Below are 25,999 nucleotides of genomic sequence, written 5' to 3'. Positions count from 1 at the left end.
TATTTGTCTATGGTATTGTTTAATCAGTTCGTTGCCTATTTTTTAGGTGAACGACAAAAAAATATTCAGGTGAATAGAGAATTAATCGTAAGATCTAGTTCCCAATCTGTTGACTTTGCCTTGCTAAAGGACGGAAAACTCACTGAACTACATAAAGAGGAAAACAGTAACGACTTTTCTGTTGGCGATATATTTCTTGCCAAAATCAGAAAACCGGTTACCGGTTTAAATGCGGCGTTTGTAAACGTTGGTTATGAAAAAGATGCATTCTTGCATTATCACGACCTTGGTCCGCAGTTATCTTCTATGCTTAAGTTCATTAAACAAGTGAGCACAGGAAAACTAAAGGATTACACTTTAGAAAATTTCCCGTTCGAGACCGATATTGACAAAAACGGTGTTATTACCGATGTTATAAAAGCGAACCAATCATTATTGGTTCAAATTGTAAAAGAACCTATATCTACTAAAGGACCAAGAATTAGTTCTGAGCTATCAATAGCTGGGCGTTACTTGGTAATGGTTCCTTTCTCTGATCGTGTATCCGTATCTCAAAAGATAGGTAGCAAAGAAGAGAAAGACAGGTTAAAAAGACTCGTTAGAAGCATTAAACCAAAAGGTTTTGGTGTTATCATTAGAACAGTCGCAGAGGGACAAAAAGTCGCAGAACTGGACAAAGATCTAGAAAACTTGCTGAACAAATGGACAGCAATGTGTAAAAAATTACATCGTGCTCAAACACCATCAAAAGTATTTGTAGAACTCAATAGAGCATCTTCTATATTAAGAGATGTATTCAATGATAGTTTTACAGGAATACATGTGGATGACACCACCTTATTTAATGAAATTAAGGATTATGTGACAGAGATCGCTCCAGAAAAAGAGAGCATCGTAAAGCACTATAACACCAACGTACCTATTTTTGAAAAGTTTGGTATTGAAAGACAGATTAAAACGTCTTTTGGCCGTACTGCAGCTATGAGCAAAGGAGCCTATTTAATTATAGAGCATACTGAAGCACTTCATGTTATAGACGTTAATAGTGGTAACAGATCAAACAAAGCTAAAAATCAAGAAGATACTGCCCTAGAGGTAAATCTTTTATCCGCTTCTGAAATTGCAAGACAACTACGTCTTCGTGATATGGGCGGAATTATAGTGGTAGATTTTATCGATATGGTAAAACCACAACATAGAAAAAGGCTTTTTGAACATCTTAGAGATGAGATGAAAGATGATCGTGCCAAACATAAAATACTACCTCCTAGTAAATTTGGTTTAATTCAGATTACCCGACAAAGGGTACGACCTGAAATGAATATTAAAACAACTGAAGAGGACCCTAATAATGCAGGGAAACAGGTGGAAGCACCTATTGTTTTAATAGATAAAATTACAGCGGACCTTGAAAAACTTCTTAAAGGCCCTAAAAAGGACAGCAGTATAACTTTAAATATACACCCCTTTATAGCAGCCTATATTACAAAAGGTTTTCCATCAATGAGAACAAAATGGTTCTTAGAGTATAAAAAATGGATTAAAATTCAACCGCGGGATGCGTATACGTATCTAGAATACCGTTTTAAAAACAAAGACGGCAAAACAATATATTAATGAAAAAAGCGATTTCCTTACGGAGTCGCTTTTTTTGTTGCCAAAAATGAAAGAAGCATCTCAACTAATCTTAATCATTTCCATTAAAGATGAAAAAATATCTATCTATATTTCTCCTGACTTTTTTAAGTTTTAACACCTTTGCACAAATTACATTTGAACCAGGTTACATTATTGATAATTCTGGTAAAAAAATAAATTGTCTTATAAAGAACAATGGTTGGAAAAACAACCCCACAAAATTTGAATATAAAATTGACTCTAATGCTGAAGTTCAAGAAGGTGGAATCTACAACATAGCCGAATTCTCTATTGAAAACGGAAAAAAGTATATAAGAAAAGACATAAAAATAGATAGGTCTAAGTCGATTCTTAAAAGATTAAGCAAGATAAAAGAAGCTGAATTCACCCAAGAAACCTTATTTCTTGAACAGCTAGCCGAAGGTGATGCAAATTTATTTTATTATGAAGACAGTAATCTAATAAGATTCTTTTACAACTTAAACAACGCTTCTACAACACAATTAATTTATAAAAAGTATCTCACTGAAAACAATCGTATTGGAGAGAATACTGAATATAAAAAACAATTGTGGGATGACTTAAAATGCGGAAATTTATCTCTTAATGATGTAAAATCTACTGATTATAGAAAATCTGAATTACTTTCGTTTTTTACTTTATACAATAAATGCAAGAATCCTAACTATGTAAACTCTACCACCTCACAAAATAACAATAAAAACGTATTTAATTTAGGCATACGTGCTGGTTTAAATTCTGCCTCTATGAATTTTAAGTCTCCTCAATCAAGTACTAATTTTGAACTTGAAAACAACTCAAGTATAAGGTTTGGTGTCGAACTTGAAGCTGTATTACCATTTAATAAAAATAAATGGTCTTTGTTTATTCAACCTATGTATCAAAGTTTTGATGGTAAAGAACAATTAGAGTTTCAAAAAGTTTCGGTAGACTATAAATCAATTGAAACATCTATTGGAGTTAGGCATTACTTTTTTCTTAATTCAGACTCCAGAATATTTATAAATACAGCATTTCAAATAGATACAGCTTTAGATTCAAAAATAGATTTCGAATCTAGTAGTGATTTTGAAATTAAACCAAGAACTTCATTTAATTTTGGACTAGGTTTTGCTCGCAAAAATGCCAGCATTAAATTAAACTACAACCCTAGAAGAGCATTACTTAGTAACTATGCAGCTATTTCGTCTGATTACAAAGTGCTTTCTATAGTACTTGGCTATAACTTTTTATAAGAGGTAATAGTTTAAAGTAGATTTGTATTTTACTAATATAAAAAACCAAGCGACTCTAAACAGAGTCGCTTTTTTTGTTTTAGGTTTTTATGTATTTTAACCATCAATTTCCTAACCAACCAAAGTAAATGTCCTGCAAAAACTGCTCTTCAACTCTATTAAACCATTCTTTATTTTGTAATCAGTGTGGTGCTAAAATTGTGAATGATAGATTAACTATAAAAGGATTAGCCACCGACCTTTCGAATAATCTTCTTGGCTGGGACAATAAATTTTTCTTTACCATAAAAAACTTATTATTAAGACCTCATGTTGTCTTCAGAGAATATCTTGGCGGCACAAGAAAGCGCTATATGAATCCTTTTACCATTCTAGGATTAACAACTGCAATAGCAATTTTTTTATTTAATTTTTTTGCCGAACAATATCTAGCTCTTAATATTGAATCTAACATGCAATCAATTTCCATAATGTCAAATATGATGGAAAAAAAAGCTAGGTGATAATTTTGATAAAGTAGCCTATGAGAAAGAAACATTAGAAATGGTAACTAATTCAAGCCAATTCATGTTGAAATACTTTAACCTTATAGTAATTTTATTTATTCCTCTTTATACTTTTATAGCCTTTATGGTTTACCGAAAACCCTATAATTATGCGGAACATTTGATAATTAATTCTTACATACAAAGCATTTCTTTTTTAGTTACTTCGATTATATTTACAATATCAGTTTTCACAACGCCATCTGTTTATCTTGTCACAATATTTTTTTTAATTCTTTACTATACCTATGCGTATGGAAAACTATATCATTTGAGCCTTGCAGAATCAATTTTAATATTATTAATTTTTATAGGAATACTGATTATCTCCATTATTAGTATAGGAATATTGTCTTTCGTTCTTGGGATAACAATTAAGTATCTTAGTACTTAAATAATACATTTCTTAAATTGAACCAAAAAACTAAAGGCTACACTGTTCAGGAAGCTACAAAAAAGATAGAAAGCTACTGTGCTTACCAAGATCGCTGCCATAAAGAAGTGGTTTCAAAATTGAAAGATATGGGTATGATCCCATTAGCAGTCGATACCATTATCGCTCAGCTTATTGAAGATAGGTTTTTAAACGAAGAGCGTTTTGCAAAGAGCTTTGCTCGTGGCAAATTCAACATTAAAAAATGGGGAAAAAATAGAATTGTTAGAGAACTGAAATTCAGAAATATTTCTAAATACAATATTACTACTGCCTTAAAAGAAATTGAACCTGAAGCATACCTAACTACTTTAGATGATTTAGCCCTTAAAAGATTGAAGCAGATCACTGAAACTAACATTCAAAAGCGTAGAAAAAAACTAGCCGATTATTTATTATACAGAGGCTGGGAAAGTCACTTGGTTTATGAGAAATTAAGGGAATTGATTCCTTAAGCTTTTAACGTACTATTCGTTCTAGAAATAGCCTTTTCATTTTTCCAATCTATCCAATCTTGCCCTTTTAGCTTTCGCATAAGCACATCATAATAACGCATTATAAAAATATTATACGATGCTTTCGCTAAGTTTTTGGGATTACGCGCCAATGCACGTAAACTCATTGAGAAGCCCGGAGTATTGTATTTCATATAATGCCAATAACCTTCTGGCATATATAAAACTTCTCCATGAGAGAGGGTTGTTTTAAACCCGTTTGCATTTTTTAATGCCGGCCACTTGTCATAATCCGGATTTGAGAAATCTATGCTCTCATGGGTAATTAACGAATGTGGCACCTTATATAGATTTTCCGTTTCTGACTGCGCAAACAGCACTACCTCTTTTTCTCCATCAAAATGAAAGTGAAATATATTCGCCAAATCTATATCGTAATGCATGAAAGTGTAAGAGTTACGTCCGCCAAAAAACATCATTGGCACCCCTTTTAAAAGCCTTAATCCGAAATCAGGAAACTTATAATCCTTTTGCAGTGCTGGTACTTCCTTCAAAATATTCCAAAGAAATATTCTATACTTGGTAGGCTCTTTTTTCAATAAATCTACATATGCCGACATTTTCATTTTGGCATGCGGTTCATTGAAACCATCTTTATGTTGTACAGGTCTATCATCATATAAAGGCACCGTGATATCACCAGCTATTTCCTTAATATAATCTAGATTCCACTTTTTAAAAGCAGGCCAATCTTCAATAGCCTGTTCTAACACAACAGGCTTTTGAGGTTTAAAGTAATCTTTAATAAAGTTCTCCTTGGTAATATGTTTTACCCTTGGAATATCTGCTAACTTCAATTACACATGGTTTTTTAGGGAAAACAAAGGTAATTAACGTTAAGAAAATAATTTCTTAAAAATGTAATAATGTAGTATTATTCAACAATTTTAGCTTTTTGCTTCGCAGTTTCATTACGCTCAATAGAATGACCGGGTCTAGACCATTTTGGTTTTTCACCTAAAGATTCAATCTTAGAATCTTCTGCTTCTACAGTTTTAGGTTGTGATACCTTTGTAAATGGCTTTTGCGGATTTAGACCTAACATCTTGAACATCGCCATATCCTCATTTACATCTGGATTTGGAGTGGTCAATAATTTATCGCCTGCAAAAATAGAATTGGCACCGGCAAAGAAACACATTGCCTGTCCTTCTCTACTCATTTCAGTTCTACCTGCAGATAAACGTACCTGCGTCTCTGGCATTACTATTCTTGTAGTGGCGACCATACGGATCATATCCCATATAGAAACTGGCTCTATGTCTTCCATAGGTGTACCTTCTACGGCAACCAATGCATTAATTGGAACTGATTCCGGTTGCGGATTCAATGATGTCAAAGCAACTAACATACCTGCTCTATCTTCCAATGCTTCACCCATACCAATAATACCACCGCTACAAACGGTTACATTACTTTTACGAACATTTTCAATAGTATCTAAACGATCCTCAAAGGCACGTGTAGAAATAACATCTTTATAATAATCTTCTGAAGTGTCTAAATTGTGGTTGTAAGCGTATAAACCTGCCTCTGCCAAACGTTTTGCCTGATTCTCTGTAATCATACCTAACGTACAGCAAACCTCCATATCAAGCTTGTTAATGGTACGCACCATTTCTAATACTTGATCAAACTCAGGACCGTCTTTTACGTTTCTCCATGCAGCACCCATACATACACGTGAACTACCTGACGCCTTTGCCCTAAGTGCCTGAGCTTTTACCTGAGAAACAGCCATAAGATCGTTACCTTCAATATCCGTGTGGTAACGTGCTGCTTGCGGACAATAGCCACAATCTTCTGGACAACCGCCTGTTTTAATAGAAAGCAATGTAGAAACTTGTACCGTATTGGGATCATGATTTTTCCTGTGTACGGTTGCAGCTTCATAAAGCAGCTCCATTAAAGGCTTGTTGTATATTTCTAGGATTTCTTCTTTTGACCAATTATGTCTTGCTTTGCTCATATAATCTTAGGTTGTTACCAGGGTTCAAAAATAACGGAATTTATATTGAAAAAATAATTGGATGTTTTTAAAATAATGACTTACCGCGTTGTCTAAAGTTGATTATTCATTTTTACCTATCAAAATACTTACCGCGTTTCCACCAAAACCTACAGCATTTACCAGTATTTTTTTAAGATTTCTATTCTTTGAGTCCGATGCTACAAAAGGTACTGAAATCATCTTGTTATGCTGCAACATTAGAATCGCTAATTCTAGATTTAGCATTCCTGATGTAGCGAACGTATGACCTATTTTCCATTTATTAGTGGTCAATTGAGGCATATGCTCACCAAACACTTCCTTAATGGCATTATATTCTGATGAGTCTCCTTTTATGGTTCCTGGTGCATGCATAACTATGGCATCTACCTCAGCAAGATTCATACTACCCAAAGCCATTTTCATGGATTTTTGAAAGCAAACGGCGTTAGCGGAAATGGAAGTATTGTGTTTTAAAATTTCCGTAGCAAACCCTACACCTTCAATCACTGCTAATGCATTGTCTACCACACCCGTTTCCAAACACGCCACCGAAGCTGCTTCGCCCAAAATCATGGTATTGTATTGTTTTTGCATATTCAATGCTTGGCACGGATAGTTTCGGCTACGCTCAGTTACCGCTAAGTTATCGACTACCGAAGCAGAACTAGAAGCAGGTGCTTTGGCATAAATCTTTAATGCCTTCATTTGGGCAATAGTAAAATTGGTCAACGGAGCTTCACTGGCACCTACCAAAAATTTAGTTGACATACCACTTGTTAGCCACGCCACTCCATTCAATACCGAATGTAAGCCTGTGGAACAGGTAATGGAATGGGATATTTCTGGTCCGGTTGCACCTAAATCATGAGATACCCATGATGATATATTACCAAGCGTGGTAGTAGGTGAACTTAATGTAGATGAAATACCGGTATCCAAAAATTCAGCATGATATTCTTCAAACAACTTTGTAGCCCCTCTAGAAGATCCCATGTTAATACCGAATTCAGCTGTATTTTCCCAACCAGATTGCTTCACCGCCATTCTTGAAGCTACCATTGCAAATAGCACACTGTCATCTAATTTTCTGTATTTACTATCAGACTCCCTTAGTTCTTCTACTAGTAATCTTGCAGATGTAGATAAGGGTGCTGCCCAAGTTTCAGAACCATTTATTTCTGATAAAGAAAAGTAATGATCATCGTTCTGATATGATTGCCAAGCTTCTTCTAACGTACTACCTAAAGATGACATTGAAGCTATTGCTGTTATGGATATTTTTTCTTTCAAAATTTAATCTAAAATGTATTTAACGCATCTGTGATCGAGTCGTAAATTTTCTGAAGTTGTATATCTGTAATTACGTAGGGCGGCAATGTATAAATAGTATTACCCAAAGGTCTTAACAACACCCCTCTTTCCAAAAAGAAATAATAAAGTTCGTCTCGCAAACTACCATAACGTTCCATTTTTATTTCAAGGTCTATGGCAAGAATAGCACCCATTACCCTAACCTCTTTTACTCTTTCATGATTCTGAATTTTGCCTGCGTATAAGTTATGCGCATTTTCAATATATGTTCTTCTTTCTATAATTTCTGGTGAATTTAAAAGTTCAATTCCTGCCAAAGCAGCTGCACAACCTAAAGGATGCGCGCTAAAAGTATGCGCATGAAAAAAACCTTTATGCACCTCATCACTAAGAAAACGGTCATAAATTTTCTGTGAACAACTGGTAATACTTAATGGAAACATACCTGCGGTTAACGCCTTACTTAGACAAATAACATCGGGCTTGCTCAATAAATGATCCGATGCAAAATTCTTTCCCGTTTTACCAAAACCGGTCATTATTTCATCGGCAATACATAACACATCATGTTTTTGACATAGACTTATTAAAGCATCCAATCCTTCTGCGGAATGAAATTTCATACCGGCAGCTCCTTGTACTAAAGGTTCAAAAACAAATGCCGCACAATCATTTTCATCTAAAATTTTAGAAAGCATGGTTTTTACCTCTTCAATATTATCTTCTTGCGGAACAGGTATTCGCACCACTTTTAACAGGAAATCTTCAAAGGGACCATTGTAAGACGACAGACCGGATGCACTCATTGCCCCAAACGTATCGCCATGAAAACCATCTTCAAAAGCAATCAACGTATCCCTTTTCTCCCCATTATTATGAAAATATTGAAGCGACATTTTTATCGCAGCTTCAATAGCGGTAGAACCATTATCGTTGAAAAATAGCTTTGCTTGATTATCCGGCAAAATGACCATTAATTTTTCTGACAATTTTATGGCAGGCTCATGAGTTAAACCGCTAAACATAACAAAATCTAACTTCTGCATTTGCTGGCTCATTGCTGAGATTATATGATCATTTGCATGACCATACATTACGGTATACCAAGATGCAATTCCGTCAATATATTCTTTTCCTTCTTCATCAAACAATAAAGCGCCCTTTGCCCTAGTTATTGGTAACTGTGGTTTACCCAACTTATGCTGGGTCAATGGATGCCATAAATATTTTTTATCTCGACTAGATAGATTTTCCACTTTCATAGAATTTATAATTCTTCATTTTATCTATCTTGCAAAGATCGGGAAATAAACCGCAATAAATAGATGCCTCTAGAAAGAAACAAAAATGCCTTTTTAAATTTTTCCCAAATGAAAAATACTACTGTATTTCTCATACTTTCTTTAATCACTTTTTTAATACGTTTTCCCTTCTTCTTTAGAGATTACATAGATCGCGATGAAAGCACTTTTATACTATTAGGGCAATCTTGGGCAAATGGTTTTCTACCCTACACACAATTATGGGATTTGAAGCCACCACTGACCTTTGCATTCTTTGCCGCTATTATTTCTGTTTTTGGCAAAAGTTTTGTCGCCATTAGGTTTGCCGGTGTGTTCTTGGTTGCCATTACCGCTTTTTACACCTATAAAATTGCTCTGACCATAATTTCAAAGAATGGTTCTATTATTGTTGGTGTATTTTGTATTGTTCTTTTAAGCCTTTTTGGCAGCCTACAAGGTGTAATGTCAGAACATATTTGTATTGCGCTTTTTGTACCAGCCATTTACCTTTTGCAAACTAAAAAGTCTCTCGGTTATATTTTCTTTGCCGGACTGTTAATGGGCGCAACGGTTATGGTAAAGTTAAACATGGCTTTCCCTATTCTATTCATTGGTATGTTCTTGACATATGAGTCTATTTTTAAGAAAGCCAACATATCTCCTCTTCATGTGTTACTTTTTGCAACAGGGGTAATTACCGTAATTGTCGGTACTATTGTACCATACTATATAACCGATCAAACTTATATCTGGTGGGAGTCTGTGGTATTGGCACCTTTAGAATATACCGGAGCAAGAAGATATTCTATTTTTAAACTGGCACCTATTTTCGTCATTACAGGACTTTTTCTTGTCTATGCCTATAAAAGCAAAAAACTTGATTTTAAAAATAGAACCATACAACTGCTATTAGTTGCCCTTATCGGAGTATTATTCTCTTTTGCAAAAGGAGGAAGAATCAACGGTCATTACCTTATTCAATTGCATCCCATGTTGCTTATTCTGGTTGCGATAGTTAGCTACAACTTAGTAATACAGTACAAACCTAAACTACCGGTTTATGCCGCTTTTATTGCATTATTGATACCCGCTGAAAGCTATCTGGAATACGCGAACGTTTTACAAAATAAATATAATAAGGGTACATTCTTTAATGGAGAAGGCTTTGCTGCACCACAGTATATTTTAGAACATAATTTAGATACCGAAAATATTATGTTTTTTGAGTACCATATTGGATATTGGAATTTAGACACTTTACCACCCACAACAGCTTCTACACACCCAAGTAACATTTGTAGAAATGAATTATTTACTTTTTACGGTAACCCCAGAAAAAACTCTGTTGAAGAAATTAAATATATCATGCATGAATTACGACCCCAAACAGTGGTTATTCGTAAGGGAAGGCGAATTTTCGACAAAAAAGAAATTGAAGAAAATGAATATATAGACGCATATTTAGATAAACATTATAAGGTAATTGCCACGCTGGACAATGCCGAAATTTTACAACGCTTATAATGTTCTTAAAACACTTTGAAATTTATCAGCGTATTTTTTGATTACCTCTTTGGTAAATTCCTTTTCTTCATCTATTCTACCTATTAAAGATACTCCTGTTTTATGCAGAATAATATTTTCTGTATGTGGATTAGCTTCACCACTAAACAAAACCGAAACTTCATAGCCTTTTTGTAACAACCAATTTATGGTCAATAAAGAATGATTGATACTACCCAAATAATTTCTAGATACCACTACAACCTTATAGTCGGGCATAATAATATCGAACATGGTATCTTCCTCATTTAACGGCACCAGAATTCCACCCGAACCTTCTATGACCAAATCATTATCTGTTTCTGGCTCATTAATATGAAATCTATCAATTCTAATACCTTCTATCTCAGCCGCTGCATGCGGACTCATTGGTAATTTTAAATTATAACTACTTGGATGAAATTTAGAGGTGTCATTAGAAATAAGTGCTTTTACTTTATCAGTGTCCGTATTATCTAAATCACCAGCTTGTACAGGTTTCCAATAATCTGCTTTTAATGCTTCGGTAAAAATTGCAGATGCTATAGTTTTACCAACCTCAGTTGAAATTCCTGTTACAAATATCTTTTGCATTCTATTTTAGTTTGAATTAGTGATCATTCCACAATTTAGGCACTTATATTTTCTTTTCTCAAAAAAAGGAAAAAGTTTATAAAATAAACCTGTCCTGTTATAATAAGGTTCAGATTTTTGAGCCTTACAATTGGGACAAATAATTGGCTTTCCATTATTATCAACGGCATAAGCCCTTATTTCATCATATATCTTAATTGCTCTTTCTTTGTCTTTTGAATAGACCTGTAGTTTTACACCCCCAATGGCATTACTTATAAGTGGATCAGAATTTAAAGTATTTTCATCCCTAAGAAATACCGGTATACCCTCTGACTCTAACTTGCCTTTTACAATCTGTACATCAGCAACATATTCAAAAGTTGCCAGTTGATAAAATTTATCTTCCATATAAACTTATATAAAACTAGACAATAATTTTACCAACAATCCTATTTCTTCTTTAGAATTGAAACTATGTAAACATATTCTTAATCGCTCTTGACCTTCTGGTACCGTTGGTGAAAGAATTGCTTTAATATTAAAGCCTTTATCAATTAATTTTTTAGACACCAACTTTGCTTTTTTAGATCCTGAAATTATACAGCCTTGAATCGCAGTATCGCTAGGTATAAATAACTGTTCTATTTTATGAGCCTTTAATTGCTTCTTGAAAAAATCTATATGCTCTCTTAATAATTTATTTGGTTCTTTTCCCAAATCACCCATTTGTTCATGTGCAGTAATTATAGTGGCTAAGGTATGCGGCGTTAATGCGGTGGTATAAATAAATGGTTTAGCAAAATTTATTAAATAATCCTTTAAATCTTTAGAACCCAGAACTGCTGCCCCATGACAACCATAAGCTTTACCAAAAGTTACCGTTCTTGCAAAAACATCTTTCTCAAGTTTTAATTCAGGTATTAATCCTTCTCCGTTTTTTCCTAATACACCAACAGCATGTGCTTCATCAACTATTAAATTATAGGTATTAGACTTTGCATATTTTGCAAACGCTTTTAAATCTGGCGTATCTCCATCCATAGAGAAAACACTTTCAGTAACAATGTAAACAGTACTATCTTTTTGTTCGTTTCTAGCCGTATTTAAATCTATTTTCTCTTTTAAGCTTAATAGATCATTATGCAAAAAACTATATGCTTTTGCATGGCTCATTCGTATACCTTCTCGTATACTGGCGTGAACATATTCATCGTAAAACACTAAATCCCCTCTTTGGGGCAAAGCACTAAACAGCCCCATATTAGCATCATAACCAGAATTAAATACCAATGCAGCATCAGATTTATAAAAATTAGCCAACAACGGTTCTAACTTGTTGTACAATTTATGATTACCCGAAAGCAACCTAGACCCACCAGAACCATTTGAAGCTACACTTTCTGTAAGCAATAATTGAAACGTTTTAGAAAACAAAGTTTCATTTGTAGCAAAACCTAAATAATCATTAGATAGAAAGTCTATTAATCCGTCAAGGGAATTTAATGAACGAAAAGCTTCCTCTTTTTTACGATTCGATAGAGAATTTATTAATTTTTTTGGTAGTTGGTTCATTTCACAAAAATAGCTTTTGAAATGAAATGTATGTTACGTTATTGACTAATTTCTGAAATAATTCATCAATAATTGTCTATTTCTAAAAAATAATGAAACCTATTCTATAATTAATTGTAAAAAAAACACATAACCATGAACAACAGTTAGTTAACCTACTTTACAAGGCTATTTATGACACATTAAAGCCTTAGAAAATATCCAAATCATAATCTTCATGTAATTTTTTACCTATTTTTTATACAGAATTTTCTTACTTTGACGTTAAAGTAATAGATTATACATAAGTTTTTGGATTTAGGAATAAATGAAAGGGAACAATATTTTAGATAGCAACAGGTTAAAAACATTGAAGTCATTCGATGTTATGGATACACATCCAGAGGCTATCTATGATCAAATAACATCATTAGCTGCTTCTATTTGTAACACACCGCTAGGCTTAATTTCACTTGTAGATGATAAAAGACAATTCTTTAAATCACACTCTGGTATAGATATTAAAGAAACCCCTATTGAAGATTCCTTTTGTAAACATGTAATTGGAGATGATGTCGATTTATTCATAGTGAATAACACCCATAAAGATAAACGATTTTATAAAAATAAATTGGTTACAGGTGAACCAAATGTTGTCTTTTACGCGGGTGCCTCATTGACAACAAAAAATGGACATAGATTAGGTACACTGTGTGTAATTGACCATGAGCCTAGACAATTGAACAATACTCAAATTACCGGATTGAAAACCCTTGCGAACCAGGTAGTGCAATTACTAGAATTACGAAAGTCTAAGGCAAAAGAGATTACTCAGGAAATAAATCTTGAAATAAAAGATAAGAAGTTAGATTCTATTGTTTCTATAACCCATATTGGGATTTGGGAACGCAACTTTATTGACGATTCTCTACAACTAAATGATCAAGCACTTGATATTTTAGAATTAGACCATAAATCTGCAAATACATTTAAAACTGACAAATGGTTTGACCTCATTCATCAAGATGATTTATTAGAAGTTAAGACAAATTTATTAACGTCATTAAACTACCCTTCTAATGGATATGACCTACAATACAGATTATTGCAGGCTAATGGAAAGTACAAGTGGATTCATGAAAAAAGTAATGTATTAAAATGGAGCGAAGACAAAAAACCATTATTAATGTATGGCACATTACAAGATATTACCGAAAAGAAAAATTACTATAACGAATTTCAACGAATAAAGGACAATCAGGAGGCTATGATCAATAGCACCAAAGATTTAATGTGGTCATTAGATACAGATTTTAACCTTATAACAGCAAATACAGCATTTTATAATGTTGTAGCTAAAATGACAGGCCAATCAATAAAAGAAGGAGATTTCATATTTTCAAATCAGTCACCTAAAGAATTAAATGAAAAATGGAAAGCTTACTATATTAGAGCGCTAAACGGTGAACATTTCTCTATAAAACAAAAAAGTCAAAATCAACAACCATTTTGGACTACCTATGGGCTAACCTCATTTGACCCCTTGTATAATAAGACAGGCGACATCACTGGTTTAACTTGCTTTTCAAAAGACATTACATCAGAAGTATTAGCTCAACAAGTATTAATTAATGCCAAAGAAGAGCTACAAAAAATAATGGACACATCTCTTGACATTATTTGCACAATAGATGAAGAAGGTTATTTTTTGAGTATAAACAAGGCTTGTAAAACCATTTGGGGCTATGACGACAGAGAGTTAATCGGTGAGAACTATTTAAAATTGGTTTATGAAAAAGATATTGCACCAACTAAAGAATCTGCTAAGTCCGTTTTATCGGGTGTAAAGGTATTTAATTTTGAAAATAGATTTCTTCATAAAGATGGTACCATAGTTCCAATGTTATGGTCAGCGAATTGGGATAAAAAAGATGGTGTCTTCTATTGTATTGCCAAAGATAATACCGAAAAGAAGAAGACAGAGCAACAACTTGAAAACAGTGAACGTAGATATAAAACTCTAGTTCAAGAAGGCAGTGATATGATTTGTATTGCCGATGAACAAGCTAACTTTATGTATGCCAGCCCAACTTCAACTAAAATCTTGAATATTTCACCTGAAGTATTCGTAAATACAAATGCATTTGAATACGTTCATCCTGACGATTATGATGCCGTGTACAATGAATTTATAAAAATTTTAGATACATCTCAAGTTGCTATAAAACCATTTAGATTTAAACATGGTGACGGCCATTGGACATGGTTAGAAACGGTAATTACGAATAAACTTGATGAACCTTCAATTAAAGGAATTGTAATAAACTCAAAGGAAGTTTCAACTAAAGTGCAACATTTGAAGGCGATTGAAAAACAGAACGCACAACTTAAAAAGATTGCATGGACCCAGTCTCATATTGTTAGAGCTCCCGTTGCCAGATTAATGGGATTAATAGAGTTATTGAGAGATGATAAAACATCACTAAAACCTGAAGAACAAAAACGAATTCTTAATTATATCATTACATCTGCAGATGAAATTGATCAGGTTATAATAGATATCGTAGAAAATACTATAAACGCAATTGACCTAGACGAAATCATATGAATTATCAACTACTATTAATTGAAGACGATCCCATATTTACATTTCTGCTAGAAAAGGGTATTCACCATGCAGGTTTAAAAGGCAAAATATCAAATTTTTCCAACGGTAAACCTGCTCTGGATTATTTAATAAAAGAATACTCAGAAAAAAATAATTATGTTATTTTTCTAGACCTTAATATGCCTATTATGAACGGATGGGAATTTATGGAGCAATTAGAATCTTTTGCCAAAATAGATAATTGTATGGTTTTTATTTTAACCTCTTCTTCTTATCGAAATGACATTGAAAAATTAAAGGAAAAATCATTGGTCGCAGACTTTGTAACAAAACCTATTACCCCATTTAACCTAAATTGTATTAAAGAAGGTATTGAAAATAAATTCGAAAAAAATCAAATCATTTAGGTTGTCTAACTAAATTTTTTAACCGGATATTAATTATTGTAATTACAAACATGATTTAGCTTCATTATCTTAGCTAAAAATCTTGTAAATGCGCTATATTTTAATTTTTCTAATCCTAAGTATACATTCGACACAACTCATTGCTCAAGAAAATAAATATACTATTTCTTTTGAAAATGCAATTCATCATGAGGCTAATATAATTGCTACTTTTCCGAATATAACGTCAGATACTTTAGCCCTTAGAATGAGTAGAACATCACCTGGTAGATATGCTCTACATGAATTTGCCAAGAATGTTTATAATGTTAAAGCTACTGATAGCAAAGGAAAAATATTACCGATATCTAGAAAAAACCCTTATGAGTGGAAAGTTTTTGGACATGATGGTCAAATAAAATTCTCTTATACACTTTTTGCAAATAGAGGTGATGGCACATATTCACAAATAGATGAAACCCATGCACATTTAAATATTCCGGCTACATTTATGTATGCCCCTTCTCTAAAAGACAGAAAAATAGAAGTAGATTTCAAAACCAGAGATGACCTTAAGTGGAAAGTAGCCACGCAACTACCGCATGTAACCAACAATACGTATAGCGCACCAAATCTATATTATTTTATGGATAGCCCAACAGAACTGAGCAACCACAAGGTTCGCGAATTCACTGTAGACGGGCAAACCATTAAATTAGCATTGCACGACCCTGGTACCGAAGAAGAAGCTGACCAATATTTTGAGAAAGTAAAAAAAGTTGTTCTGGCTGAAAAAGAGGTTTTTGGTGAACTACCTACATTCGATTACGGGTCTTATACTTTTTTAGCCTGTTACATACCAAATGCCTCTGGTGATGGTATGGAGCACAGAAACTCTACCATTTTAACCAGTACGAGGACTTTGGCAAATGGTGGTATGGATGGTAATATTGGTACAGTTTCTCATGAGTTTTTTCATAGTTGGAACGTTGAACGTATACGACCAAAATCTTTAGAACCCTTTAATTTTGAGAAAGCCAATATGAGTGGCGAACTTTGGTTTGCAGAAGGTTTTACCAGCTACTACACCAATTTGATACTTTGTCGAGCAGGATTAATTACAGCCGAAAAATATGTAGAGGGATTAACGGGTACTTTCAATTATGTTTGGAATTCACCCGCCAGACAATATTTCAACCCAATAGAAATGAGTTATCAGGCACCATTTGTTGATGCATCGACTTCCGTAGATCCTGTAAATAGAGAGAACACCTTTATATCTTATTATTCTTATGGTAGTGTTCTAGGTTTAGCCTTAGACCTTTCATTAAGAGAGAAAGAATTGAATTTAGATGACTTCATGAAACTGGTTTGGAATACTTACGGAAAAACTGAAAATCCGTATTCTATAGAAAATCTCAATAACTCTTTAAACCTTTATGCTGGTAAAAATTTTGGCAATAAATTCTTTAACAGCTTTGTTTACAAAAGCGAAATGCCAAGCTATACCGAACTATTTAAATCCGTCGGGGTAAGTTTATCTCAAAATAAAGAAGCAGCTTATTTTGGTGCCGCTGTATCTATCACAGACAACTTCAATGGTAAAATTCGAAGCAATACCAAAATTGGGAGTCCCGCTTATATTGCTGGTCTAGATAAAGATGATATCATTACTGCTATTAATGGAGATAAATTCCCTAACGGCATTCAGTTCAACAAGTTCATAGAAAGTGAATTTAAGCCAAAAGACATTCTTTCAATAAGCTTTTTACGGGATGGATCGGAAAGTAAAACGGAAGTCACCTTGACCGCTGACCCTAACTATACTATAAGCTTGATTGAGAAAAATGAGGAAGCCCCTTCAAAAAAAGTATTAAAAACTCGCAAAGCTTGGTTAAAAGTTGAGTAAATGAATTTGATATATACCACCGCCACAACAAATGAAGAATTGATACAGATTCTTTCTTTACAGCAGATGAATTTAAAATCAGCTGTTTCTAGCGATGAAATGGAAAAAGAAGGTTTCGTTACTGTACACCACACTTTAGATGTGCTTACTAGAATGAATAATGCTTGTCCGCATATTATTGCGAAAGATGGAGATAAGGTAGTGGGTTACGCCCTTTCAATGACCGATGACTTTAAAGATGAAATCTCTGTTTTAAGACCGATGTTTACCGAATTAGAAAACGTAAAAATTCAAAATTTTATTACCATGGGACAAATCTGTGTTGCTAAGACCCATAGAAAGATGGGAATTTTCCGGGGACTTTATAGCGCTATGAAAATTGCCTCTTACCCTAAATATGACGCTATTATCACCGAAGTTGATGCAACCAACTCCCGTTCCATAGGCGCACATTACGCCGTAGGATTCGAAAAAATATGCACTTATAGTTCTTTAGACCAAGACTGGGAATTGATTTCTTTGAAGACTAATTAATCCAAAATCTTTTTTATTTTATTATTGTTTTTCAATAATTTTTATATATTTGTTATCGTTAAACAATAATAATGGAGAAATTGTATAAATTATTAAGATGGATTATAGTTGGCTTAATATTTACTTTAGGATTAAACTTCTTAGGTATTTTGGTCAAAATAATTAGGTACTTCGTTTATGGAGAAATTAATCTTAAAAAAATCCTATCTATAAATTTCGATCAATTTTTTTCGGATATAGAGTTTATAATAATCAGTTTAATTATTGAACTACTTTTAGGCTATCTGCTATACCTCCTTTTAAAACTAATATATTTCTCTTGGACCTTAGACGACAATAAATTATTCTCAGAAAAGAGCTATAAACTATTATACTTATCAGGTAAGGTGATTATATTCATTTCTATTTTATTTATTGGAATTGAAATATTTGTAGAAGTTATATCAATAGACCAAAGTATTTCCTTAATCGATGTTACCCTTACAATGGCATACAGAATTGGCTATATTCTAGGCATACTTTTAAAAATACTGTATCAATGGATTCCCCTTTTAATACTTGGAATTATTACTTTAATTTTTGCTGAACTTATTGAAAAAGGTATAGTTCTTAAATCTGACAATGACTTAACTATATAAACAGAATACAATGAAAATATTCGGTCCAAATTCACTTTCAACCTTCTTCTATTATATTTTTAGAAGTATTTCAATTGTACTCTTAGCTTTTCTAACCTATATGGAATTTGCTTTTATTTCCGATAGATTTACGGTTGAAGACGGTAGATTCGACATGAAAATTCCCCTTATTGGAAGTTCTATACAAGGTGATTATCAGTTTAGAGATATCCTAACGATTACCCTAATTTTAATTTTCGGAATTCTACTGCTCTATTTACTTTCTAACATTTTTAAAGCTCTTAAAAAAACGGTCATTTTTAATAAGGGCATCATCAAAAATTTGAAACTCTTAACTATCCTAAATTTAATTATTGGTCCGGTTTTATACTTTCTTATTCATTATCCAATAATGCATAAGACTGAATTTCGAAATATTCACAATCTTATTCTACTGATTATATTTGGAATGATTTCCCTGTTTCTAACCTATGTATTTCAGAAAGGGTATACCGTACAATCGGAAAACGACCTAACCATATAACTATGAGTATCGTCGTAAACTTAAACACCGTATTAGCAGAGCGAAATTTAAAAAGCAAAGAGCTAGCCGAAATGATTGGTATAACCGAAGCTAACCTTTCCATTCTAAAATCAGGCAAAGCTAAAGCCATTCGTTTTTCTACACTAGAAGCTATTTGCAAAGCCTTAGATTGTCAGCCTGCGGATATTTTAGCATATGAAAAGGAATAAAAAAAGGCTACACTTTTCAGTGTAGCCTTTATAATTTATAATAAAATGTACTAACTAATCTGCAAGTACAATCACTCTATTATTCTTAAGCTCAATAGTACCGCTAGAAATTTGTAATACTGTACTACCGCTAGCATCTTTAGTAAACTTATAGGCATATTCTTCTTCTAAAGAAATATTACCTGTAATTTTAACCTTACCTTCTTGTAACAATGATACAATTGGGGCGTGATCTTTTAACATTTGAAACTCACCATTTATACCTGGAACCGTAACCGAAGTTACTTCGCCTGCAAATAATGTTGCTTCTGGTGATACAATTTCTAAATACATATTTTTTCAGTATTCAGTAATCAGCGCTCAGTAATCGAATGCAAAACTGCAAACTGCTACCGCCTACTGTTTACTAGATTTAAGCTTCAGTCAACATTTTTTCACCTGCTTCAATAGCCTCTTCGATAGTACCTTTAAGGTTAAAAGCAGATTCTGGTAAGTGATCTAATTCACCATCCATAATCATATTAAATCCTTTAATAGTCTCTTTAATATCAACTAAAACTCCCTTAAGACCTGTAAATTGCTCTGCTACGTGGAAAGGTTGAGATAAGAAACGTTGTACACGTCTTGCTCTACCTACGGCAGATTTATCTTCTTCAGACAATTCTTCCATACCTAAGATGGCAATAATATCTTGAAGTTCTTTATAGCGTTGTAAAAGCTCTTTTACTCTTTGTGCACAAGCATAATGCTCATCTCCTAAAATTTCAGCTGTTAAAATTCTTGATGTAGAATCTAATGGATCTACCGCTGGGTAGATACCTAACTCGGCAATTTTACGAGATAATACCGTTGTTGCATCTAAGTGAGCAAACGTTGTTGCCGGTGCTGGATCCGTTAAATCATCCGCAGGTACGTAAACCGCCTGTACAGATGTAATAGAACCTCTTTTTGTTGATGTAATACGCTCTTGCATAGCACCCATCTCTGTTGCTAAAGTTGGTTGGTAACCTACCGCAGATGGCATACGACCTAATAACGCCGATACCTCTGAACCTGCTTGTGTAAAACGGAAGATATTATCTACGAAGAAAAGTACATCTTTACCTTGACCTTCACCTGCTCCATCACGGAAATATTCAGCAATCGTCAAACCTGAAAGTGCAACTCTAGCACGTGCTCCTGGTGGCTCGTTCATTTGACCAAAAACGAAAGTCGCTTTTGAACCTTTCATTGCTTCTTTATCAACTTTGGTAAGATCCCATCCGCCTTCTTCCATAGAATGCATGAAATCGTCACCGTATTTTATAATACCAGATTCTAACATCTCACGAAGTAAATCATTTCCTTCACGAGTTCTTTCACCAACACCTGCGAATACAGAAAGACCACCATGACCTTTTGCAATGTTGTTGATCAATTCTTGAATCAATACTGTTTTACCTACACCAGCACCACCAAATAATCCAATTTTACCACCTTTTGCATAAGGCTCAATCAAATCGATTACTTTAATACCCGTAAATAAAACTTCTGTAGAAGTTGAAAGATCCTCAAATTTTGGTGCTTCTCTGTGAATAGGAAGACCATCTTTACCTGCTTTAGGCAAATCGCCTAAACCATCAATAGCATCACCGATCACATTGAATAAACGACCGTATACATCATCACCTACCGGCATTTGAATCGCACTACCTGTAGCAACTACATCTACCCCTCTGCTTAAACCATCGGTAGAATCCATTGAAATAGTTCTTACCGTGTTTTCCCCTACATGAGATTGTACTTCTAATACTAAAATCGACTTATCCTTGTTTACAATCTCTAAGGAATCATAGATTCTAGGAAGATCAGCACCTGACTGAAATTCTACATCAACCACGGGTCCAATGATTTGCGAAACTTTACCTGTAACTTTTGACATTACTTATATGTTTATTTATTACGTTTAATAAAACCTGAAAAATACTCTCATTTTCAGGCTGCAAAGATATAGTTTTCAATTTTAAAGAAAAATAGTTTTTTTCCTTTTTTATAAAAGTAAAAAGGTGCCCTAAAAGCACCTTTTAAATCTTGTAATTTTATATGCCACTATTGCAATGAAGCTGGGTAGTTTGTAGGATAATCACCCACATCTAATAAGTTGCCCGAAGCTTCAAAATTAGAGCCATATGTAATGTCTATAGCTTTCATAAATTCATTTGCCAACAAGGCATAACCTCTAGCGGTAGGGTGAATACCATCTAAAGAAAAAGCACTGCCTGTTACTAAACTAGAGGTTAAAGTAAAATCACCGCTCGTGATTCCTCCATTTGCCAATTGATTCAACAAGCTATTAGCATCTACGAAAGCTAAACCTGCCTGACTAGCAGTAGCCGAAATAATTTGATTGAAAGCTGCTGTTGCAACAGCAATTTCTTCTTGCTCACTAGGCAGAAGAACCCACTTATCCTCTAAAGGAAGTGATATACCCTCTACTGAAAATTGACCTGCCAATGCTTGTGGCAAACCGGCAGTCATTAGAGCACTTACAGATTCTAAATTAACAGTACCTATAATAGATGAACTAGGTAATACAAATAAGTCATCCTCCGTTGCCTCCCTCGTTTGACCGTATGTACTTCCTAATAAACTTGCAACCAAAGGTGCCGCCTCAACTGGCAGACCAAAAGATTGAACAAATGCAGGAAATGTTGGACTAGCACTTAAAACTGCCGCAATTTGAGCAGATAAGTCAGTTAAAGTTTCATCTCTAATAACAACTTCACTAGCAGCTGTGGTAGAAAACTCTATTGAACGCTCTGGCACCTCTAAGAAAGTGTAAACTTGATTCAATTGACCAAAAATTCCATTCAAAGTTTCAATCTGGTCTCCAAAATCTGAATTTGTTGGATCCAAAGGATTATAAGGTACAGTTGTAAAATGGGGTACATCTGTAACATTAGGTATATTAGCGACAACACCCTGAGCTCCACCTGCGGTTAAAGTGGCAATTAAAGCCCCGTAGCTACCATCAAAACCAACGCCTGGCGCACCAGAAACGGGTGTAATTGGATCTGTGCCATCACCTCCAGTTGTTGCATAACCTAATACATCATTATTACCAATCCAAAGTGAGAAAAAGCTAGGTGCTTGACTCACCGCCATTTCCAAGACACTTATATCTGGAGTTGTACCAGTCATTCTTACAAAATACGGATTAGCAAGACCTAATTGTACGTTCGCTATATTACCATAACCAGGCGCCAATAAGTGGAAGCTTTTAGCACCAGGAACTCCTAAATTGTTAAATGGACCTGTTGGATTATTTAAAGCTATGTCAGTAGTTACCGTTACATCACCTATTAAAGATTCTAAAGTAACAGGACCCGCACCACCAAATACCAATCTTGGTTCTTGAATTCGAGTACCGGCAAGTGCCAAACCACCAATATTATCATTAGTTAATGGCTGTGCAAAACTACCCCCACCAGCAAGACTAAATTTCTGAGAAAGTAAATTGGGCATGGATAATGTCTGACTAGCCTGAAACAAGGCTCCATCTGTAAAACCTGCCGTTAAAGAATTTCCTAAAGAAACGTAATTAGAAAAATCTACCGTGCCAGCAGTTATTGCCGGAAATTCTTCAGCCATTACTTCTGGCTCAAGGTCAACATCTTCTGGATCATTACAAGCCGTAAAAGCCAAGACACCTAAAGAAATATATAAATATTTTAAGTTTTTCATTTCAACTTTTTATTTTAATTAGTTGTTAATTGTCCAAGATAAGTAATACATAGAGCCAATAAACCCTGTTCCGAATGCCGTATAATATTCCTTATTAGTAAGGTTGGTTCCTCCTAATTTGAAAGTTGACTTAATACTCGGTACATCATAATTTACCTGTGCATCTACCACATGAAACTCTGGAATAACTCCGTTTCCAAATGTAGCTTCCCAGAAATAATCATCACTAAATCTATATGACACATTGAATCCAAAATTTTCAAATAATTGTTGATTTCCAAAAGATGCCTTAAACTTATGTTCAGGAGTATTAAAATTCAACATTACATCTGGGTTAGCATCTCTATCAAAATCTAGTTTTGTAAAAGTATAACTACCTCCTAAATCAAAATTACCGAGCACCTTCATATTCAACCCTAAAGATGCCCCATACGAATTAACGTTAGCATCTGTATTTGTATACGCACTGTATGCCTGAAAATCTCCGTTTGCAATAGCTGCTACCGAGAGACCACCATCGCCGGCTTGACCATAAAAAGGAGAAACCACTACCTCCTGAGAAATAAAATCTTCGTAACTGTTATAATATGTACTAAAATCTATAACAAGCTTATCTACCTTTCCCCTATAACCAATTTCAAAAGAGGTTACTTTCTCTGGCTTGATTAAATCTGGATTTGAAACCTCTAATACAGATGGATCTCCTGTTTCCCCTAAAGTAGTAGCCGAAGCTGCCGAGTAAGAATTGTTATATGCCGCCGCACCAGTTTGTGTTATTGAAGAAGGCTGCCCTAAAAGTTGACCATTAGCACTTATTTGATAATCTCTTGAATATCGATCTAAATTACTTTCTGCAGAACCAACTAAAATTGCCCTACCCGCATCTAAACCAATGAAAAGATCTTGAGTAGTAGGATTTCTAAATCCGGTTTGTGCAGAAGCTCTAATATTATGATTTCTATTTAAACTATATCCTGCAGATAACCTTGGAGAGAAGAACCCATCAAAAAGTTCTGATTTATCATATCTAATTGATCCCGTTAACTTTAAACTTTTATCTCCTTCAAACGGAAGTGTTTTTTGAACCTGTGAATATATACCGAATTCCGAATAGTTAATTGGACCGTCAAAATCGGTATAAATAGTACCAGAAGAATTTAAGCTATATTCTCTAAAAGAGCCACCTACTTGTATTTCTGCCCAATCGATTAAATGACTAAAGTTATAATTACCGTCTGCATGATAGTATTTTGAAGCATCTTGAAATTTAGACCCTGTTGACAAATCTGGATCATTAATACTTCTGTTGAAGGCTGCCTGAAATTCCGGTGTACCCGGTTCATATCTTCCTGTCTCTGCTTGAGCTCTTGCTGCTGCATGAGCCTGTTCATCAGTAGCTCCGGAAAGTGTTGCAGTGACATAAGCACCAGTGTACTCACCAAACCAAGTATTATCATCTTTCCATGCTCTATTGATATTTATTCCAGTAAATACCATATCGTATGAATTACCAGCTTTATCGCCAACCATATATCCTCTTACAAAAAAGTTATCGTTCCTAACCTCTATTTTATGTTGTTCCTGAAAAAAGCCAGCAATATTGTATCGGTTGGTACCTTGGTAAATAGTATTACCGGTACCAACTTTACCAACATATGAAATCTCTAAACTATTATCTTCAATTGGTCTATAATACAAACCCCAATCAGCTTTAATACTCTCTGCATTATAATTGGTAAGGTCACTTTCATCATACCCTGTTCTACTTACAACCTCCGATGGAACTAAAGCATTTGCACCTGAAGGCAAAATACCTAGCCCCTCTAAGGTTAGAGCAACATCTTTGATGTTTGTCGAAACCTCATCACCATATACATTTACACCATCGTAATTTAAATTTGACCTAGTACCGCCTGGTGTTATTTTATCATCTGTATTATTAGCAGCCCAATCAGTACCTTTCAAATAACCGAAATTAACTTTCATAGCAAACTTATCACTGAATTTGTGAGCAGCTCTAATTCCAAAATCAGTATAAGAATTATCGCCAGAGGCTTTTTGAGAAGTTATACCCTGTTTTATAGAAACACTTATACCTTCATAATCGAAAGGACTTTTACTTCGCATAAACAATATACCATTAAATGCGTTCGCACCATAAAGAGCAGAAGATGCCCCTGGTAATAATTCAACACTAAGAACATCTGTTTCGACCATACCTACTAGGTTACCGATAGGAAAATTTAATGCAGGAGTAGAATTATCCATTCCATCTACAAGCTGCATAAAACGAGTATTCGCAAAAGAAGCAAATCCTCTTGTGTTTACAGATTTAAAAGTTAAACTATTTGTATTTACATCAACGCCCTTTAAGTTTTCCAATCCGCCATAAAAGTCTGCCGCAGTAGTATTCTTTATCTCTGAAACACCAATTCGCTCTACAGTTACGGGAGATTCAAAAATTCGCTCTGGAGTTCGTGAAGCCGATATTACAACTTCGTCTAAAAAGGTTTGTGATTCATTTAAGGCAATGGTTATAGTTTGGCTTGCACTGGTAATACTTTCAGTAGTACTTGTATACCCAATACTGGACACCTCTATTTTAAAAGGCGGCACCTCGGATGTTGCCAAATTAAAATTACCATCAAAATCTGTTACTGTTCCAATGGTTTTGCCTACAATTACAATGTTGGCCCCGGGAATAGGCACGTTGTTTTGGTCAACAACATTACCATTGATATTGGTTTGGGAGAACCCGAAGGTACCAACGGTCATCAATGCTAGAAGTAGTATTGCTCTCATTCTTAATTAAAGTTTAAAATTAGT

23 protein-coding genes are annotated in these 25,999 nt (G+C 34.2%); 12 read left to right on the top strand and 11 right to left on the bottom strand.

Going from position 1 to position 25,999, the window contains the following annotated elements; translation table 11 throughout:
* Window positions 1-69: 69 nt before the first annotated feature.
* From ACJJVP_RS07560 to ACJJVP_RS07545, 4 genes are all read left to right on the top strand, one after another.
* Window positions 70-1,617: an Rne/Rng family ribonuclease gene (locus ACJJVP_RS07560; RefSeq protein WP_405412304.1), complete on the top strand. Its 1,548-nt coding sequence runs from the start codon at window positions 70-72 to the stop codon at window positions 1,615-1,617.
* A gap of 89 nt (window positions 1,618-1,706) precedes the next feature.
* Window positions 1,707-2,894, top strand: coding sequence for a tRNA modification GTPase (locus ACJJVP_RS07555; protein WP_405412302.1), 1,188 nt, complete (start codon window positions 1,707-1,709; stop codon window positions 2,892-2,894).
* 200 nt (window positions 2,895-3,094) lie between these two features.
* The gene (locus ACJJVP_RS07550; RefSeq protein ID WP_405412300.1) at window positions 3,095-3,397 is read left to right on the top strand and encodes a DUF3667 domain-containing protein; all 303 of its coding nucleotides are present in this window, start codon (window positions 3,095-3,097) and stop codon (window positions 3,395-3,397) included.
* Between the two features lie 453 nt (window positions 3,398-3,850).
* Window positions 3,851-4,327, top strand: a complete 477-nt coding sequence (locus ACJJVP_RS07545) for a regulatory protein RecX (protein WP_405412298.1) — start codon at window positions 3,851-3,853, stop codon at window positions 4,325-4,327.
* On the opposite strand, the gene ACJJVP_RS07540 is transcribed toward ACJJVP_RS07545, so the two are convergent.
* The 4 genes from ACJJVP_RS07540 to bioA form a co-directional block, all read right to left on the bottom strand.
* Window positions 4,324-5,184 carry a cupin-like domain-containing protein gene (locus ACJJVP_RS07540; protein ID WP_405412296.1) on the bottom strand — a complete coding sequence of 287 codons (861 nt, stop codon included), beginning with the start codon at window positions 5,182-5,184 and terminating at the stop codon, window positions 4,324-4,326. The genes ACJJVP_RS07545 and ACJJVP_RS07540 overlap by 4 nt on opposite strands.
* A 77-nt stretch (window positions 5,185-5,261) precedes the next feature.
* On the bottom strand, window positions 5,262-6,356 hold the full coding sequence (gene bioB, locus ACJJVP_RS07535) for a biotin synthase BioB (protein WP_405412292.1): 1,095 nt from the start codon (window positions 6,354-6,356) through the stop codon (window positions 5,262-5,264).
* A 102-nt stretch (window positions 6,357-6,458) separates the two neighbouring features.
* Window positions 6,459-7,670 carry a beta-ketoacyl synthase N-terminal-like domain-containing protein gene (locus ACJJVP_RS07530; protein WP_405412290.1) on the bottom strand — a complete coding sequence of 404 codons (1,212 nt, stop codon included), beginning with the start codon at window positions 7,668-7,670 and terminating at the stop codon, window positions 6,459-6,461.
* A gap of 8 nt (window positions 7,671-7,678) precedes the next feature.
* Window positions 7,679-8,953, bottom strand: a complete 1,275-nt coding sequence (gene bioA / locus ACJJVP_RS07525; RefSeq protein ID WP_405412287.1) for an adenosylmethionine--8-amino-7-oxononanoate transaminase — start codon at window positions 8,951-8,953, stop codon at window positions 7,679-7,681.
* 108 nt (window positions 8,954-9,061) lie between these two features.
* On the opposite strand from bioA, the gene ACJJVP_RS07520 reads away from it, so the two are divergent.
* On the top strand, window positions 9,062-10,498 hold the full coding sequence (locus ACJJVP_RS07520; RefSeq protein WP_405412286.1) for an ArnT family glycosyltransferase: 1,437 nt from the start codon (window positions 9,062-9,064) through the stop codon (window positions 10,496-10,498).
* Here ACJJVP_RS07520 and bioD read toward each other — a convergent pair.
* The 3 genes from bioD to ACJJVP_RS07505 are packed head-to-tail and all read right to left on the bottom strand — an operon-like array spanning window position 10,493 to window position 12,664.
* Window positions 10,493-11,110 (bottom strand): dethiobiotin synthase, encoded by a 618-nt coding sequence (gene bioD, locus ACJJVP_RS07515; protein ID WP_405412284.1) that lies wholly within the window; start codon window positions 11,108-11,110, stop codon window positions 10,493-10,495. The two genes, ACJJVP_RS07520 and bioD, sit on opposite strands and share 6 nt — an antisense overlap.
* Window positions 11,111-11,116: 6 nt before the next feature.
* Window positions 11,117-11,500 carry a DUF2007 domain-containing protein gene (locus ACJJVP_RS07510; protein ID WP_405412281.1) on the bottom strand — a complete coding sequence of 128 codons (384 nt, stop codon included), beginning with the start codon at window positions 11,498-11,500 and terminating at the stop codon, window positions 11,117-11,119.
* A gap of 6 nt (window positions 11,501-11,506) precedes the next feature.
* Window positions 11,507-12,664, bottom strand: coding sequence for an aminotransferase class I/II-fold pyridoxal phosphate-dependent enzyme (locus ACJJVP_RS07505; RefSeq protein WP_405412279.1), 1,158 nt, complete (start codon window positions 12,662-12,664; stop codon window positions 11,507-11,509).
* Window positions 12,665-12,971: 307 nt separating this feature from the next.
* On the opposite strand from ACJJVP_RS07505, the gene ACJJVP_RS07500 reads away from it, so the two are divergent.
* The 7 genes from ACJJVP_RS07500 to ACJJVP_RS07470 all read left to right on the top strand — a co-directional run bounded on the left by ACJJVP_RS07500 (window position 12,972) and on the right by ACJJVP_RS07470 (window position 19,450).
* Window positions 12,972-15,251 (top strand): PAS domain S-box protein, encoded by a 2,280-nt coding sequence (locus tag ACJJVP_RS07500; RefSeq protein ID WP_405412276.1) that lies wholly within the window; start codon window positions 12,972-12,974, stop codon window positions 15,249-15,251.
* Entirely contained in the window at window positions 15,248-15,658 is a 411-nt protein-coding gene (locus ACJJVP_RS07495) for a response regulator (RefSeq protein WP_405412273.1), read from the top strand. The genes ACJJVP_RS07500 and ACJJVP_RS07495 overlap by 4 nt, the downstream gene beginning before the upstream one ends.
* 88 nt (window positions 15,659-15,746) lie before the next feature.
* The gene (locus ACJJVP_RS07490) at window positions 15,747-17,546 is read left to right on the top strand and encodes a M61 family metallopeptidase (protein ID WP_405412271.1); all 1,800 of its coding nucleotides are present in this window, start codon (window positions 15,747-15,749) and stop codon (window positions 17,544-17,546) included.
* A complete protein-coding gene (locus ACJJVP_RS07485) occupies window positions 17,547-18,080 on the top strand; it encodes a GNAT family N-acetyltransferase (RefSeq protein WP_405412268.1) in 534 nt (177 codons plus the stop codon).
* 71 nt (window positions 18,081-18,151) lie between these two features.
* Window positions 18,152-18,718, top strand: coding sequence for a hypothetical protein (locus ACJJVP_RS07480; protein ID WP_405412265.1), 567 nt, complete (start codon window positions 18,152-18,154; stop codon window positions 18,716-18,718).
* 10 nt (window positions 18,719-18,728) lie between these two features.
* Window positions 18,729-19,241 (top strand): DUF2975 domain-containing protein, encoded by a 513-nt coding sequence (locus ACJJVP_RS07475; protein WP_405412262.1) that lies wholly within the window; start codon window positions 18,729-18,731, stop codon window positions 19,239-19,241.
* A gap of 2 nt (window positions 19,242-19,243) precedes the next feature.
* The gene (locus tag ACJJVP_RS07470; RefSeq protein WP_036157206.1) at window positions 19,244-19,450 is read left to right on the top strand and encodes a helix-turn-helix transcriptional regulator; all 207 of its coding nucleotides are present in this window, start codon (window positions 19,244-19,246) and stop codon (window positions 19,448-19,450) included.
* Between the two features lie 54 nt (window positions 19,451-19,504).
* Here ACJJVP_RS07470 and ACJJVP_RS07465 read toward each other — a convergent pair whose 3' ends face one another.
* From ACJJVP_RS07465 to ACJJVP_RS07450, 4 genes are all read right to left on the bottom strand, one after another.
* Entirely contained in the window at window positions 19,505-19,783 is a 279-nt protein-coding gene (locus ACJJVP_RS07465; protein ID WP_405412260.1) for a F0F1 ATP synthase subunit epsilon, read from the bottom strand.
* A gap of 79 nt (window positions 19,784-19,862) precedes the next feature.
* On the bottom strand, window positions 19,863-21,371 hold the full coding sequence (gene atpD, locus ACJJVP_RS07460) for a F0F1 ATP synthase subunit beta (protein ID WP_405400543.1): 1,509 nt from the start codon (window positions 21,369-21,371) through the stop codon (window positions 19,863-19,865).
* Between the two features lie 167 nt (window positions 21,372-21,538).
* Window positions 21,539-23,173: an SGNH/GDSL hydrolase family protein gene (locus ACJJVP_RS07455; protein ID WP_405412258.1), complete on the bottom strand. Its 1,635-nt coding sequence runs from the start codon at window positions 23,171-23,173 to the stop codon at window positions 21,539-21,541.
* 18 nt (window positions 23,174-23,191) lie between these two features.
* Window positions 23,192-25,975 (bottom strand): TonB-dependent receptor, encoded by a 2,784-nt coding sequence (locus tag ACJJVP_RS07450; RefSeq protein WP_405412257.1) that lies wholly within the window; start codon window positions 25,973-25,975, stop codon window positions 23,192-23,194.
* Window positions 25,976-25,999 lie beyond the last annotated feature (24 nt).

Origin of the sequence: Maribacter sp. Asnod1-A12, from assembly GCF_045063735.1 — a bacterium.
GTDB lineage: Bacteria > Bacteroidota > Bacteroidia > Flavobacteriales > Flavobacteriaceae > Maribacter.
This window is presented reverse-complemented; position numbering and strand designations above follow the sequence as displayed.

Bases quoted from the DNA above. Each gene is read 5' to 3' on its own strand.
- ACJJVP_RS07555 (WP_405412302.1), top strand. From the start codon at position 1,707: ATGAAAAAATATCTATCTATATTTCTCCTGACTTTTTTAAGTTTTAAC.
- bioB (WP_405412292.1), bottom strand. From the start codon at position 6,356: ATGAGCAAAGCAAGACATAATTGGTCAAAAGAAGAAATCCTAGAAATA.
- bioA (WP_405412287.1), bottom strand. From the start codon at position 8,953: ATGAAAGTGGAAAATCTATCTAGTCGAGATAAAAAATATTTATGGCAT.
- ACJJVP_RS07520 (WP_405412286.1), top strand. From the start codon at position 9,062: ATGAAAAATACTACTGTATTTCTCATACTTTCTTTAATCACTTTTTTA.
- bioD (WP_405412284.1), bottom strand. From the start codon at position 11,110: ATGCAAAAGATATTTGTAACAGGAATTTCAACTGAGGTTGGTAAAACT.
- ACJJVP_RS07510 (WP_405412281.1), bottom strand. From the start codon at position 11,500: ATGGAAGATAAATTTTATCAACTGGCAACTTTTGAATATGTTGCTGAT.
- ACJJVP_RS07505 (WP_405412279.1), bottom strand. From the start codon at position 12,664: ATGAACCAACTACCAAAAAAATTAATAAATTCTCTATCGAATCGTAAA.
- ACJJVP_RS07500 (WP_405412276.1), top strand. From the start codon at position 12,972: ATGAAAGGGAACAATATTTTAGATAGCAACAGGTTAAAAACATTGAAG.
- ACJJVP_RS07495 (WP_405412273.1), top strand. From the start codon at position 15,248: ATGAATTATCAACTACTATTAATTGAAGACGATCCCATATTTACATTT.
- ACJJVP_RS07490 (WP_405412271.1), top strand. From the start codon at position 15,747: ATGCGCTATATTTTAATTTTTCTAATCCTAAGTATACATTCGACACAA.
- ACJJVP_RS07485 (WP_405412268.1), top strand. From the start codon at position 17,547: ATGAATTTGATATATACCACCGCCACAACAAATGAAGAATTGATACAG.
- ACJJVP_RS07480 (WP_405412265.1), top strand. From the start codon at position 18,152: ATGGAGAAATTGTATAAATTATTAAGATGGATTATAGTTGGCTTAATA.
- ACJJVP_RS07475 (WP_405412262.1), top strand. From the start codon at position 18,729: ATGAAAATATTCGGTCCAAATTCACTTTCAACCTTCTTCTATTATATT.
- ACJJVP_RS07470 (WP_036157206.1), top strand. From the start codon at position 19,244: ATGAGTATCGTCGTAAACTTAAACACCGTATTAGCAGAGCGAAATTTA.
- ACJJVP_RS07465 (WP_405412260.1), bottom strand. From the start codon at position 19,783: ATGTATTTAGAAATTGTATCACCAGAAGCAACATTATTTGCAGGCGAA.
- atpD (WP_405400543.1), bottom strand. From the start codon at position 21,371: ATGTCAAAAGTTACAGGTAAAGTTTCGCAAATCATTGGACCCGTGGTT.
- ACJJVP_RS07455 (WP_405412258.1), bottom strand. From the start codon at position 23,173: ATGAAAAACTTAAAATATTTATATATTTCTTTAGGTGTCTTGGCTTTT.
- ACJJVP_RS07450 (WP_405412257.1), bottom strand. From the start codon at position 25,975: ATGAGAGCAATACTACTTCTAGCATTGATGACCGTTGGTACCTTCGGG.